The organism is Pseudomonas sp. FSL L8-0168 (assembly GCF_037976155.1).
GTDB classification, from domain to species: domain Bacteria; phylum Pseudomonadota; class Gammaproteobacteria; order Pseudomonadales; family Pseudomonadaceae; genus Aquipseudomonas; species Aquipseudomonas paracarnis.
This window is the reverse complement of the sequence record NZ_CP150262.1, coordinates 2513415-2526080: the sequence shown is the minus strand read 5'-3', so window position 1 is coordinate 2526080 and position 12666 is coordinate 2513415. Positions and strand designations below refer to the sequence as shown.

Here is a 12666-nt window from a genome sequence, read left to right as displayed (position 1 = left end):
TGTTTATGTGGGCGCTGGCAAGCCAGCTCCCCCATTAAGTCCAGTATCAGCCCTTCCAGGCCTGTGGGTTCACCAGATCCTGCGGGCGTTGGCCCAGCAGGGCGCTGCGCAGGTTGTCCACGGCGCGGTTGGCCATGGCTTCGCGGGTTTCACCGGTGGCCGAACCAATATGCGGCAGGGTCACCGCATTGCTCAGCTGGAACAACGGCGATTCAGCCAGCGGTTCCTTTTCATACACATCCAGCCCGGCGCCACGAATGCGTTGGGTTTGCAGGGCTTCGACCAGCGCTGGCTCATCCACCACCGGCCCACGGGAAATATTGATCAGAATCGCGCTGGGCTTCATCAACCCCAGCTCCCGAGTGCTGATCAGGTGATGGGTCTTGTCGCTCAACGGCACCACCAGGCAGACGAAATCCGCCTCGGCCAGCAACTGCTCCAGGCTGCGAAACTGCGCGCCCAGTTCCTGCTCCAGCGCGGTCTTGCGGCTATTGCCGCTGTAAATGATCGGCATGTTGAAGCCCAGGCGCCCACGCCGGGCCACGGCCGCGCCGATATTGCCCATGCCGACAATGCCCAGGGTCTTGCCGTGCACATCGCAACCAAACAAAGGCGCGCCCACGCTGGCTTTCCATTGGCCGGCCTTGGTCCAGGCGTCCAATTCGGCCACGCGGCGGGCGCTGCTCATCAGCAACGCAAAGGCCAGGTCGGCAGTGCTCTCGGTGAGCACATCGGGGGTGTTGGTGAGCAGGATCCCGCGCTCGGTGAGGTACGGCACGTCGTAGTTGTCGTAGCCCACCGACACGCTGGACACCACCTCCAGCTTGCTTGCGCTTTCAAGCTGCTCGCGGCCCAGCTTGCGGCCCACGCCGATCAAGCCATGGGCATGGGGCAGGGCTTCGTTGAACTGTGCGTTGATGTCACCCAGCTTGGGGTTGGGCACGATCACCTCGAAATCCTGTTGCAGGCGTTCGATCATGGGCGGGGTGATACGGCTGAAGGCCAGGACAGTCTTTTTCATTGCAGAACTCCACTCAACATGTGGGAGCTGGCTTGCCTGCTCCCACAATGAATTTATAGGGGGCGGGGAAGCAGCATGCCAAAATCAGTTCGCCATCCGCACGCTACCCACACCACCGCTCAACTCATACGCCACCAACTCCGCCTGGTGCGCCGCCAGAATTTCCGGCAACGAACCGCGCAGGTATTCCACCCAGGTTTTGATCTTTGCATCCAGGTATTGGCGCGAGGGGTAGATGGCGTACAGGTTCAGCTCCTGGGAACGGTAGGTCGGCATCACCCGCACCAGCGTGCCATTGCGCAGCCCTTCGATGGCGGCATACACCGGCAGCAGGCCGACGCCCATGCCGCTGGTGATCGCGGTTTTCATCGCGTCGGCCGAGTTCACCAGGAACGGCGAGCTGTTGATCGCCACGCTTTCCTGGCCTTCAGGGCCGTTGAAGGTCCATTTGTCCAACTGGACCACTGGGCTGACCAGGCGCAGGCACGCATGGTTGAGCAAGTCCTGGGGCCGCTGTGCGCAGCCCTTGGCCTTGACGTAGTCCGGCGAGGCGCAGGCGATGCTGTAGGTGATGCCCAGGCGCTGGGACACGAAACCTGAGTCCGGCAGCTCGCTGGCCAGCACGATGGACACGTCATAGCCCTCATCGAGCAAATCCGGCACGCGGTTGGCCAGGGTCAGGTCGAAGGTCACGTCGGGATGGGTGCGGCGGTAGCGGGCAATGGCGTCAATGACGAAATGCTGGCCGATGCCGGTCATGGTGTGCACTTTCAACTGCCCGGCCGGGCGCGCGTGAGCGTCGCTGGCCTCGGCCTCGGCCTCTTCGACGTAGGCGAGGATCTGCTCGCAGCGCAGCAAATAGCGTTTGCCGGCTTCGGTCAGCGCGATGCGTCGGGTGGTGCGGTTGAGCAAGCGGGTTTGCAGGTGGGCCTCAAGGTTGGAGACCGCGCGCGAGACGTTGGCCGTGGTGGTGTCCAGTTGCACGGCGGCGGCGGTGAAGCTGCCGGCTTCGGCCACACAACTGAAGGCGCGCATGTTTTGCAAAGTGTCCATGGAGTGTTCTCAAGGGAGATAGCAAATTGTGACAGAAAGTTACGCTTTCAGTGATCCCTACCAACGGATTATCGCCTGAACGGTAACAAAGATTCACAGGAATACCAGCTTATCGTCCTCCCTGGCGCCGCCTAGAATTGCGCCACCTCTCCCGCAACACCCTCTCAGGAATTCGCTTGCCGTGCCGCGTCGCATCAGCAGAGAGCTGAAGACTCTCAGTGTTTGGGCTTTAACGTCAGTCATCAGCGGTTGCATCGGAACCGGAGGAATCGCCCCGCAAGGCCAGGCGATCAACGCCAATACCCTGGCCACCGACGCCGCGATCCAGAGCGCCGACCGCGACGCCCACTGGCCCACCGCCCAATGGTGGCAGGCCTACGGCGACCCGCAGCTCAACCGTTGGGTCGAACTCGCCACCCGCAACAGCCCCAGCCTGGCCGTGGCCGCCGCCCGTGTGCGGCAAGCCCGAGCGCTGGCCGGCGTGGCCGAGTCGGCCGAGTCGCTGCAGGTCAACAGCGACACCACCCTCAAGCGTCACAACTGGCCGAAGGATCAGTTCTACGGCCCCGGCCAATTGAGCGGCGCCAACACCTGGGACAACAATTCGTCCCTGGGCCTGAGCTACGCCCTCGACCTGTGGGGCCGGGAAAGCAACACGACCGAACGTGCGGTCGACCTGGCGCACATGAGCGCCGCCGAAGCGCGCCTGGCCCAGCTCGAACTGCAAAACAACGTGGTGCGCGCCTATATCCAGCTGTCGTTGCAGTACGCCAACCATGACATCGCGGCCGCCACCCTGGCCCAGCAACAGCAGATCCTGGACCTGGCCAACAAACGCCTGGCCGCCGGGATCGGTACTCACTTTGACGTCAGCCAAGCAGAAACCCCGCTGCCGGAAACCCATCGCCAACTGGATGCCCTGGACGAGGAAATCGCCCTGAGCCGTAACCAACTGGCGGCGTTGGCCGGCAAAGGCCCGGGGGAGGGCGCGCAGTTGCAGCGCCCGACCCTGGCCCTCGCCGCGCCGTTGAAATTGCCCTCCAGCCTGCCGGCGCAATTGCTCGGTCAACGCCCGGACGTGGTCGCCAGTCGCTGGCAGGTAGCGGCCCAGGCACGGGGTATCGATGTGGCTCATGCAGGCTTCTACCCCAACGTCGACCTGGTCGGCAGCCTCGGCTACATGGCCACCGGCGGCGGTATGCTGGCGTTTCTGGCCGGCAAGAAATTCAACTACAACGTCGGCCCGGCGATCACCTTGCCGATCTTCGACGGCGGCCGTCTACGTGCGCAATTGGGTGAAGCCAGTGCCGGCTACGACATCGCGGTGGCCCAGTACAACCAGACCCTGGTCAATGCGCTCAAGGGCATCAGCGACCAGTTGATCCGCCGCGAATCCATGGACAAGCAATCGGTTTTTGCCGCGCAGTCGGTGGCCTCGGCGCAGAAAACCTACGACATCGCCATGATCGCCTATCAGCGTGGCCTCACTGATTACCTCAACGTGCTCAACGCCCAAACCTTGTTGTTTCGCCAGCAGCAGATCGCACAACAGGTGCAGGCGGCACGCCTCAGCGCCCATGCCGAGCTGGTGACCGCCTTGGGCGGCGGCCTCGGTGCTGGCGACGATGTGCCCACGGCTGCCAAGACACTCCCAAGCAAGACTCCGGCGGCGCTCGCCGTGTTTGATCACTGAGTAGGCCTTGATGACTCCCTTGCCTGCACCGCTGCGCTGGCTGCATTCCCTTGAGTGGCGCCGTGGTTTTTTCGACTGGGCACGCAGTGATGGCGTGACCTGGGTGTATATCTTCAAAGTGCTGGTCGCTGCGTTCCTGACGCTGTGGCTGGCGATGCGCCTGGAACTGCCGCAACCGCGCACGGCGATGATCACCGTATTTATCGTGATGCAGCCCCAGAGCGGCCAGGTGTTCGCCAAGAGTTTCTATCGCTTCCTCGGGACCTTGGCAGGCTCGGCGGTGATGGTGCTGTTGATCGCTTTGTTTGCGCAGAACACCGAACTGTTCCTGGGTGCGCTGGCGATCTGGGTCGGCATTTGCACCGCTGGCGCCACGCGCAACCGCAACTTTCGCGCCTATGGGTTCGTGCTCGCCGGCTACACCGCGGCGATGGTCGGCCTGCCGGCCCTGGCCCACCCGGACGGCGCCTTCATGGCGGCGGTGTGGCGGGTGCTGGAAATCTCCCTGGGGATACTGTGCTCGACACTGGTCAGCGCCGCCATCCTGCCGCAGACCTCCAGCGGCGCCATGCGCAACGCGCTGTACCAGCGCTTCGGTGTGTTCGCGCTGTTTGTGACCGATGGCCTGCGCGGGCGCAGCCAACGCGAAGGTTTCGAGGCCAGCAACGTGCGCTTTATTGCCGAAGCCGTGGGGTTGGAAGGCCTGCGCAGCGTCACCGTGTTCGAAGACCCGCACATGCGTCGGCGTAACGGGCGGCTCAGTCGCCTTAACAGCGAATTCATGAGCATCACCACGCGCTTCAACGCCTTGCACCAATTGCTTGAACGCTTGCGCGCCGATGAGGCCGACCATGTAGTGGCAGCGATCAAGCCCGGCCTGCAAGACCTGGCCGAAGTGCTCGACGGCTTCTCTGGCCGCGCCCTCACCAGCTTGGATGCCGCGCGCCTGGTCAACCAACTGAGCGCCTACAAGGACGGCCTGCCCGCCAAGGTGCGCAGCCTGCGGGCGAGCTTCCAGGAAGACAACCCGACGGACGCCGAGCAGTTGGATTTCCACACTGCCTACGAGCTGCTGTACCGCTTCGTCGACGACCTGCACAACTACGCGCAAACCCACGCATCCCTGGCCGAGCATCGCCATGCGCGGGAGGATTGGCACGAAGCCTACACGCCAAAGACCAACTGGTTGGCCTGTGCCGCTGCCGGTGTGCGCGCCTCGTTTATCCTGGTTGTGCTGGGCAGTTACTGGGTGGCCACGGCCTGGCCCAGCGGCGCCACCATGACCCTGATCGCGGCGGCCACGGTGGGCCTGTCTGCTGCCACGCCCAACCCCAAGCGCATGGCGTTCCAGATGGCCTGCGGCACCTTGATCGGCGCCTTGGTCGGCTTTGTCGAAATGTTCTTCGTGTTCCCCTGGATCGACGGTTTCCCGCTGCTGTGCGTGATGCTGGCGCCGGTGATCATCTTCGGTGCCTTCCTCTCCTCCCGCCCGCAATACGCCGGTGTGGGTGTGGGCCTGTTGATCTTCTTCAGCACCGGCTCGGTGCCCGACAACCTCACGGTCTATAACCCCTACACCTTTATCAACGACTACATCGCCATGGTCATCGGCATGCTGGTATGCGCGGCGGCGGGGGCGATCATTTTGCCGCCCAACAGCCGCTGGTTGTGGCGCCGCCTGGAGCAAGACCTGCGTGAGCAGGTGGTGTATGCCATCAGCGGCAAGCTCAAGGGCCTGGCGTCGAGCTTTGAAAGCCGCACCCGCGACCTGCTGCACCAAGCGTATGGCCTCGCGGCCGGCCAGCCGCAGGTGCAACGCGATTTGCTGCGCTGGATGTTCGTGGTGCTGGAGGTCGGCCACGCGATCATCGAACTGCGCAAGGAGCAGGCGATTTTGCCGGTGCACCCGGCGTATGCCGAGTCGCAGCCGTGGCGCCAGGCGATCCGCGTGATGGGACGCTCGCTGGTGCGGCTGTTCCTGCAACCCAGCGCCAGCAACCTGGAGCGCGGGTTGATTGCCGTCGACCATGCGATCAGCCGCGTGCAGGCCACCGACGAACCCTTCGCCCCGCACTTCGACACCTCGGCCCTGCGCCGGGTGAAGAGCTACCTGCACTTTATTCGCACCTCGTTGCTCGACCCGCAATCGCCTCTGGCCGCCCTCAAAGGAGCCCCGAATGCCTCGTGAAATTGCATTCCACGGCATCTATATGCCGACCATGACCCTGATGTTCTTGATCGCAGCGGGGCTGGCCTGGGCGGTTGACCGCTTCCTGGCCGGGTTCGACCTGTACCGTTTCTTCTGGCACCCGGCGCTGCTGCGCCTGAGCCTGTTCGCTTGCCTGTTCGGCGCCCTGGCGCTGAGCGTCTACCGTTGAGAATGCCCCGATGAAAAAGTTTTTCAGCCTGCTCGCCACCTTGCTGGTGCTGGCGTTGGCGATCTGGATTGGCCGCACGTTGTGGGTGCACTACATGCAAACGCCGTGGACCCGCGATGGTCGCGTGCGCGCCGACATTATCAATGTGGCGGCTGACGTTACCGGCGAAGTGGTGGACGTGCCGGTACGCGATAACCAGTTGGTGAAAAAAGGCGACCTGCTGATGCAGATCGACCCCGAGCACTACCGCATTGCCGTCAAGCAAGCGCAATCGCTGGTGGCCTCCCGCAAGGCCACTTGGGAAATGCGCAAGGTCAACGCGCACCGCCGCGCCGACCTGGACGCGCTAGTGATCTCCAGGGAAAACCGCGACGACGCCAGCAACATCGCCGACTCGGCCCTGGCCGATTACCAGCACGCCCTGGCGCAACTGGAGGCCGCTGAACTCAACTTGAAACGTACCCGTGTGCTGGCGGCGGTGGACGGCTACGTCACCAACCTCAACGTGCACCGTGGCGACTATGCGCGTATCGGCGAAGCGAAGATGGCTGTGGTGGATATGAATTCGTTCTGGGTGTATGGCTTCTTTGAAGAAACCAAACTGCCCCATGTGAAGGTGGGTGACAAAGCCGATATGCAATTGATGAGTGGCGAGACACTCAAGGGGCACGTGGAAAGCATCTCCCGTGGCATCTACGACCGCGACAACCCCGAGAGCCGTGAACTGATCGCCGATGTGAACCCGACCTTCAACTGGGTGCGCTTGGCCCAGCGTGTGCCGGTGCGGATTCACATTGATGAAGTGCCGGAGGGCGTGTTGTTGGCGGCAGGGATTACCTGCACCGTGATCGTCAACCCAACACAAAACTAAACTGTTGGGGGGCTTACCCGCTCCCACAGTTGACCGCGTCAGGCTTTGATAAAGGTTTCATGCAGGTGTCGCCACAGCAGCGCGCCACTGGCCTGTTTCTCGAACACCACCGTGGCGCGGCGGTCGGTCTGGGTGCCGCTGTCGTCAATCTGATGCTCGCGATACGTCACCGTGGCGCCGCGCGCATGGCGGTCGATGCCGGTCATTTCACTCAAGGTGATTTTCAACCCCGGACGCATCCCGCCCAGGCGCGTAAACAACGCATTGACCCCGGCCCTGTTGACCCGCGTACCGGTGGCGGGGGCGATCATGCTGAACTCGGGTGAGAAGCGCGCGAGCAGATTTTCCAGCGTGCCCTGAGGCGCAACCCCGGCAAACCATTGCTCGATCTCGACGTGGGTCTGGATCACTTCTTCGAAAAAATCGCTGTAGTCAATCATGCTTGGGCTCGCTGCAAGGGTGAAGCAGCGTGCGTACTCTGGAAGCATCCAGGCGCAACACTGCGAAAAGCGGCAACAGGGTCAGAGCTGCCGCCATCGTGAAGGTTATGGCGAAGGAATCCAAGGCCGACAGTATTGCACTGAGCACGGCGGCGCCCACGCAGAAGCTTACTTGACGGTTCATGTTCCACAACGCACTGGCGTGGCCCATGCGCTCGGCGGGAATATCCAGAAAGGCCAGAGTTTGCGCAGTGCTGCTGCACAGGCTGCCGCCCAGGCCCATCAAGACGTAGGCCGCAATAATCAGCGCGGGCTCGTTGAGCAACAGGATGCCAGCGCATTGCAGCGCCATGCCCGCCAGCAACAAGGGTTTGGGGCCGCAGCGATTGAAGAGTTTTTTGCTCAGGTAGATTGCCACTGCCGAGGCCAGCGCCCAGGGCAACATCAGCGCGCCGGTTTGGGTGGCGTCATAGCCCAAGCTGCGCACATAAAGGATGGCGATCAGACTGGTGCCGATAAACACCCCGGGTATGCACAGGTAGACGAGCATCGCCACGCGCAGCATCGGACTGGCAACCTGTTTGAAAATGCTGCTCAGGTCCAGAGGTGGGCGCACGCGGGTGGGCGCGTCGGGTTTTATCCACAACAAGGCCAGCAGCAGGGTCACCAAGGCCAGTGGCAAGTTGGCGTAGAAGATCCAGCGCCATGCCACAGTGTCGACAATCACCCCACCCAATGCTGGCGATAGTGCCGGCACCAGCAACGCCACCGACATCACCCGCGCCGTCAGCTGGCTGCGCTCGGCGGCGGGGAAGTGCCGGTAAGCCATGGCCTGGCCCACGGGAATCAGCAAACCGCCACCGAGCCCTTGCACTGCGCGCCAGCCTATCAACGCCTCAATGGAGCCGGCCTGGCCCACCATCACCGAGGCGCCGGCGAACAGCAGCAGGCTGGAAGCGATCAGGGTGCGCTCGCCCATGAGCGCCGCCAACCACACACTCAAGGGGATGATCACTGTCAGCCCGAGCATGTAGGCATTACTGATCCACGCCAACTGTGTGACCGAGGCGTGCAGCTCGCGGGCGATATCCGGGTAGGCGACGGTGGCAACAAACATGTTCACCAGGTCCAGGGCAAAACCCAATAAAAAGATCCAGGCGACTTTCGAGCGGTAGGTCATGAACGCGTTCCTGCAAGTGAAGCCGGCAGGGTAGGCCGCAAGCAGGGTTTGGGATACGCCGGTTTGCCTGCTAGTTTGTCAAAAATATTTTGACAAAGGAGGGCGTCCATCATGGTCAGCCTGGACCGTTTTGACACTTTCAAGGCTGTGGTCGAGGCCGGCTCGCTCACTGCTGCCGCGGACCTGCTGGGCCAGACTCGCGCCGTGGTCAGCTTCAACCTCAAGCGCCTGGAGGCGGAACTCGGCGTCACCCTGCTGACCCGCAACACCCGCCAACTGGCGCTCACCGATGCCGGCGAACGCTTTTACCTGCGCTGCACGCGCATGCTCGAAGAGGCCCGCCTGGCGGTAGAAGAAGCCCGCAGTGAGCATGCTCAGCTCAAGGGCACGCTGCGCATCACTACCACTGTCGAATATGCCCTGGCCGTCGTTGCTCCGGCGGTAGAAGCCTTTCGACGCCTGCACCCGGACCTGAATATCCACTTATCCACATCCTCCACCCATGCCGACCTGATCTCCGAGCGTTTTGACGTGGCGATTCGCCTGGGGCGCCTGCTGGACTCCAATCATCGGGCGGTGCAGTTGTCGGCGTTCGATGTGTTTGCTGTTGCGGCACCGCAGTTTGCCGGGCTTCAGACCCTGGAAGAGCTGGAGCAGATCCCCCGGTTGGGCCATGGCCGCTTGACCGAACTGAGCGTCACCGACCCGGCGGGCATTCAACATCAATACCGTGCCGGGCCTGCTGCGTTGGTGGCTGATAGTGCGGCAGTGCTCCAGGCATTTGCTGTGCGCGGCCACGGTGTGGCGATTCTGCCGCAATGGCTGGTGCAGGAAGACTTGGAGGCCGGACGGCTGGTGCGTGTGCTGGCGGATCATCGCTTCGCCCCCCAAGGGGTCTACGCGATGTACCCGGATACCCGGCACCTGCCGCTGAAGGTGCGGGCGTTTATTGATTTTATGAAGGGCTAGAGGCTGCCACTCAAACCAAAGCGCTTCTTCAACACCATCTCCAACAACCCCTTGGGCAATAGCGCCGCCATCAACGGCAACGCGCGGCTGCCGTTGCCCGAACGCAACAGGCGTGGCGGTCGCACGTGCTGCACCGCCTTGAGCACGTCTGCAGCAAATTCACTGGCCGGGGTTGGCTTGTCCTGGGACGCTTGGCTACGTGCCCGAATGCCCTCGCGCAATGGCCACCATGGCGACTGTTCGTGGATCAGCAATTCGGCTTGGGCGCCGGCATTCTTTGCAAAGCTTGTATTGATCGCACCAGGCTGCACTTCCATCACCTGCACGCCAAACGGTGCCAGCTCCATGCGCAGGGCGTCGCTTAACGCATGCACAGCGGCTTTGGACGCGCAGTAGGCGCCGGCAAACGGCGTCACCAATACGCCGGAAACGCTGCCGATATTCACCACCAGGCCCTTGTTGCGGCGCAGGGCGGGAAACAAGGCCTGGGTCACGCCGACGATGGAAAACACATTGGTTTCGAATTGGCGTTGCATCGCCTCGGTACCGCCGTCGAGCAATGGGCCCATGGCGCCGTAGCCAGCGTTGTTGATCAGCACATCCAACTCGCCCCACTGCTCGGACAAGCGTTGCAGGGCGGCGCTGTCGTTGACGTCCAGTTGTAGGGCATTAAAGCCTGCGGCGGTAAGCGCGGCGACATCATCGGGTTGGCGGGCGCTGGCCCATACCTCGAAGCCTGCGGCTTTGAACGCATCGGCAAGGGCGCGGCCGATGCCGCTGGAACAACCGGTGATCAGTACGTTGGGCATGCATCATTCCTTTGTCAGTCCGAGAAACTGCCTTGCAGGTGCTCGGCGCGAAATTCCAGGGTTTGTGGGCGATAGCCGGGACGCAGCGGCGGGGTGGGCAGGCAGTCATCCCAGGTGGCGCCCGCCTGCAACTCGCCGGGGCCGCGATAGCGTGGGGCGGCGTAGACATTGTCGGCCAGGTTGACCGTATCGCCCGGTGCATAGGCGGCGACGCGCCAGCGCAGTTCGGTCAGTGGCACGTCGTTGCCGTTGTTCAGGGTCAGTTTTAAAGGACGGTCGGCCGGGCATTCCTGTGGGGCGTAAGTAATGCGCAGCTCAAGGCGAGCCAATTGCGCGGCTTCGCGGTTGTCCAGCCATACCACCCAGACGGCGACGAAACCCAGGCCAACGGCAGCGGCCAACGATACCGGCAGCGCCTTGGCCGGGTAGCGCAGCAGCAGGATCAGCCAGGTGATGATCAGGAGAACGCCGAAGAACATGGAGACCACCTCGAATAGGGAACCAGCATCCTAACTTAAGCTTAGGTGGGATTGGTTACCTTGAGCATTGTGTTGGCCGGGCAGACGCCATCGCAGGCAAGCCAGCTCCCACATTCGACCGCATTCCAAAGTGGGTGCGCGGTCAACTGTGGGAGCTGGCTTGCCTGCGATGAGGCCTGTACAGTCACCACAAACCCCAAATAAAAAGCCCCCACCCAACCCACTGCGGATAGGGGACGCAATGGGCTGGGCGAGGGCTTCTTGTACGACTGTTTTACTGCGCGATAGTTTTCACCGACACGCCACGTTCAACCGGTGTCGAGCGCCCGTAGATATCTTCGAAGCGCTCGATATCGTCTTCCCCCAGATAGCTGCCCGATTGCACTTCGATGATCTCCAACGGGATCTTGCCCGGGTTGCGCAGGCGGTGCACCGAGGCGATCGGGATGTAGGTGGACTGGTTTTCGCAGAGCAGGAACACGTTGTCGTCACAGGTGACTTCGGCGGTGCCGCTGACCACGATCCAGTGTTCGGCGCGGTGGTGGTGCATCTGCAGCGACAGGCACGCGCCCGGCTTGACCGAGATGTGCTTGACCTGGAAACGCCCGCCCATGTCCACCGAGTCGTAGGAACCCCACGGACGATAGACTTCGCAGTGGTTCTGGGTCTCGCTGCGGCCTTGCTCGTTGAGGGTGTTGACCATCTGCTTGACGCCCTGGACCTTGTCCTTGTGGGCAATCATCATCGCGTCTTTGGTTTCCACCACCACGATGTTGTCCAGGCCGATCACCGACACGAGTTTGCCGTTGCCATGCACCATGCAGTTGCGGCTGTCCTGGATCACCACGTCGCCTTTGCTCACGTTGCCGTTGGCGTCTTTATCGTTGACCGCCCACAGCGAGGCCCAGCAACCCACATCGCTCCAGCCAGCGGCCAAGGGCACGACGCAGGCGCGTTGGGTTTTTTCCATCACGGCGTAGTCGATGGAATTGTCCGGGCAGCAGGCGAAGGTGGCGTCGTCGAAGGTCACGGTATCGGCGGTCTGCTCGCTGCGCTCCAGGGTCACCACGCAGGTGTCGTAGATGTCCGGGTCATGCTTTTTCAGCTCTTCGAGGAAGCGGCTGGCACGGAACAGGAACATGCCGCTGTTCCAGAAGTAGCCACCGCTTTTGACGAACTCGACCGCACGTTTTTCATCGGGTTTTTCCACGAACTGTTGCACGCGGCTCACGCCTTCAGGCAGCAGCGAATCGTTGGTGGACTTGATGTAGCCGTAGCCGGTCTCCGGGCGGGTGGCCGGCACGCCGAACAGTACCATCTCGCCCCGCTCGGCGGCCACGGTGGCCAGGGCCAGTGCGCGTTGCAGGGCTTTCTGGTCGTCGATCACGTGGTCGGCGGGCAGTACCAGCATCAAATCGTCACGGCCTTCGTTGACCAGCATCATCGCGGTCAGGGCCACGGCCGGCGCAGTGTTGCGGCCGAAGGGTTCCATCAGGATGCGCTGGCAGTCGAGCTTGCGTGCGCTCAGTTGCTCGTTGACGATGAAACGGTGATCTTTGTTGCAGACCACGATGGGGGCGTCCATGCCTTCGAACACCAGGCGCTCCAGGGTTTGCTGGAACAAGGTGTGCTCGCCGGTCAGTGCCAGGAACTGCTTGGGGAATTGTTTACGCGAAAGCGGCCAAAGACGTGAGCCGCTACCACCGGAAAGGATTACTGGGATCATGGTGTTTCTCCTTGAATCGATATGGGTCAGAGCTACGAAGGTTTGTC

Annotated in this window: 12 protein-coding genes; 5 read left to right on the top strand and 7 right to left on the bottom strand. The window is 62.5% G+C overall.

Translation table 11 applies throughout. The features are described 5' to 3' along the window. Positions 1 to 46: 46 nt before the first annotated feature. Positions 47 to 1021, bottom strand: coding sequence for a D-glycerate dehydrogenase (locus MHH62_RS11025; protein WP_014716989.1), 975 nt, complete (start codon positions 1019 to 1021; stop codon positions 47 to 49). 84 nt (positions 1022 to 1105) lie between these two features. Beyond that, a complete protein-coding gene (locus MHH62_RS11020; RefSeq protein WP_014716990.1) occupies positions 1106 to 2074 on the bottom strand; it encodes a LysR family transcriptional regulator in 969 nt (322 codons plus the stop codon). Positions 2075 to 2255: 181 nt separating this feature from the next. On the opposite strand from MHH62_RS11020, the gene MHH62_RS11015 reads away from it, so the two are divergent. From MHH62_RS11015 to MHH62_RS11000, 4 genes are read left to right on the top strand one after another with little or no spacing between them, the layout of a single operon-like run. Then, on the top strand, positions 2256 to 3767 hold the full coding sequence (locus MHH62_RS11015; RefSeq protein ID WP_014716991.1) for an efflux transporter outer membrane subunit: 1512 nt from the start codon (positions 2256 to 2258) through the stop codon (positions 3765 to 3767). 10 nt (positions 3768 to 3777) lie between these two features. Beyond that, a complete protein-coding gene (locus MHH62_RS11010; RefSeq protein WP_339232951.1) occupies positions 3778 to 5955 on the top strand; it encodes an FUSC family protein in 2178 nt (725 codons plus the stop codon). After that, positions 5945 to 6145 carry a DUF1656 domain-containing protein gene (locus tag MHH62_RS11005; RefSeq protein WP_003188711.1) on the top strand — a complete coding sequence of 67 codons (201 nt, stop codon included), beginning with the start codon at positions 5945 to 5947 and terminating at the stop codon, positions 6143 to 6145. Before MHH62_RS11010 ends, MHH62_RS11005 begins: the two co-directional genes overlap by 11 nt. A 10-nt stretch (positions 6146 to 6155) precedes the next feature. Beyond that, positions 6156 to 7016 (top strand): HlyD family secretion protein, encoded by an 861-nt coding sequence (locus MHH62_RS11000; protein ID WP_020301246.1) that lies wholly within the window; start codon positions 6156 to 6158, stop codon positions 7014 to 7016. Positions 7017 to 7054: 38 nt separating this feature from the next. Here MHH62_RS11000 and MHH62_RS10995 read toward each other — a convergent pair whose 3' ends face one another. Both MHH62_RS10995 and MHH62_RS10990 read right to left on the bottom strand, forming a co-directional pair. Beyond that, positions 7055 to 7456 carry a nuclear transport factor 2 family protein gene (locus MHH62_RS10995; protein WP_014716994.1) on the bottom strand — a complete coding sequence of 134 codons (402 nt, stop codon included), beginning with the start codon at positions 7454 to 7456 and terminating at the stop codon, positions 7055 to 7057. Beyond that, positions 7449 to 8636: an MFS transporter gene (locus tag MHH62_RS10990; protein WP_020301245.1), complete on the bottom strand. Its 1188-nt coding sequence runs from the start codon at positions 8634 to 8636 to the stop codon at positions 7449 to 7451. The genes MHH62_RS10995 and MHH62_RS10990 overlap by 8 nt, the downstream gene beginning before the upstream one ends. Before the next feature lie 111 nt (positions 8637 to 8747). Between MHH62_RS10990 and MHH62_RS10985 the strand changes: the two genes are divergently transcribed. Further along, positions 8748 to 9605, top strand: coding sequence for a LysR family transcriptional regulator (locus tag MHH62_RS10985; protein ID WP_339232949.1), 858 nt, complete (start codon positions 8748 to 8750; stop codon positions 9603 to 9605). Here the strand turns inward: MHH62_RS10985 and MHH62_RS10980 are convergent. The 3 genes from MHH62_RS10980 to MHH62_RS10970 form a co-directional block, all read right to left on the bottom strand. Then, entirely contained in the window at positions 9602 to 10414 is an 813-nt protein-coding gene (locus tag MHH62_RS10980) for an SDR family oxidoreductase (RefSeq protein ID WP_020301243.1), read from the bottom strand. The two genes, MHH62_RS10985 and MHH62_RS10980, sit on opposite strands and share 4 nt — an antisense overlap. A gap of 14 nt (positions 10415 to 10428) precedes the next feature. After that, the gene (locus MHH62_RS10975) at positions 10429 to 10893 is read right to left on the bottom strand and encodes a hypothetical protein (protein ID WP_014716998.1); all 465 of its coding nucleotides are present in this window, start codon (positions 10891 to 10893) and stop codon (positions 10429 to 10431) included. Between the two features lie 274 nt (positions 10894 to 11167). Next, on the bottom strand, positions 11168 to 12619 hold the full coding sequence (locus MHH62_RS10970; protein ID WP_339232946.1) for a mannose-1-phosphate guanylyltransferase/mannose-6-phosphate isomerase: 1452 nt from the start codon (positions 12617 to 12619) through the stop codon (positions 11168 to 11170). Positions 12620 to 12666 lie beyond the last annotated feature (47 nt).

Coding starts and splice junctions, on each gene's coding strand:
- MHH62_RS11005 (WP_003188711.1), top strand. CDS start 5,945: ATGCCTCGTGAAATTGCATTCCACGGCATCTATATGCCGACCATGACC.
- MHH62_RS10975 (WP_014716998.1), bottom strand. CDS start 10,893: ATGTTCTTCGGCGTTCTCCTGATCATCACCTGGCTGATCCTGCTGCTG.
- MHH62_RS10990 (WP_020301245.1), bottom strand. CDS start 8,636: ATGACCTACCGCTCGAAAGTCGCCTGGATCTTTTTATTGGGTTTTGCC.
- MHH62_RS10985 (WP_339232949.1), top strand. CDS start 8,748: ATGGTCAGCCTGGACCGTTTTGACACTTTCAAGGCTGTGGTCGAGGCC.
- MHH62_RS10980 (WP_020301243.1), bottom strand. CDS start 10,414: ATGCCCAACGTACTGATCACCGGTTGTTCCAGCGGCATCGGCCGCGCC.
- MHH62_RS10995 (WP_014716994.1), bottom strand. CDS start 7,456: ATGATTGACTACAGCGATTTTTTCGAAGAAGTGATCCAGACCCACGTC.
- MHH62_RS11000 (WP_020301246.1), top strand. CDS start 6,156: ATGAAAAAGTTTTTCAGCCTGCTCGCCACCTTGCTGGTGCTGGCGTTG.
- MHH62_RS11025 (WP_014716989.1), bottom strand. CDS start 1,021: ATGAAAAAGACTGTCCTGGCCTTCAGCCGTATCACCCCGCCCATGATC.
- MHH62_RS11010 (WP_339232951.1), top strand. CDS start 3,778: ATGACTCCCTTGCCTGCACCGCTGCGCTGGCTGCATTCCCTTGAGTGG.
- MHH62_RS11020 (WP_014716990.1), bottom strand. CDS start 2,074: ATGGACACTTTGCAAAACATGCGCGCCTTCAGTTGTGTGGCCGAAGCC.
- MHH62_RS10970 (WP_339232946.1), bottom strand. CDS start 12,619: ATGATCCCAGTAATCCTTTCCGGTGGTAGCGGCTCACGTCTTTGGCCG.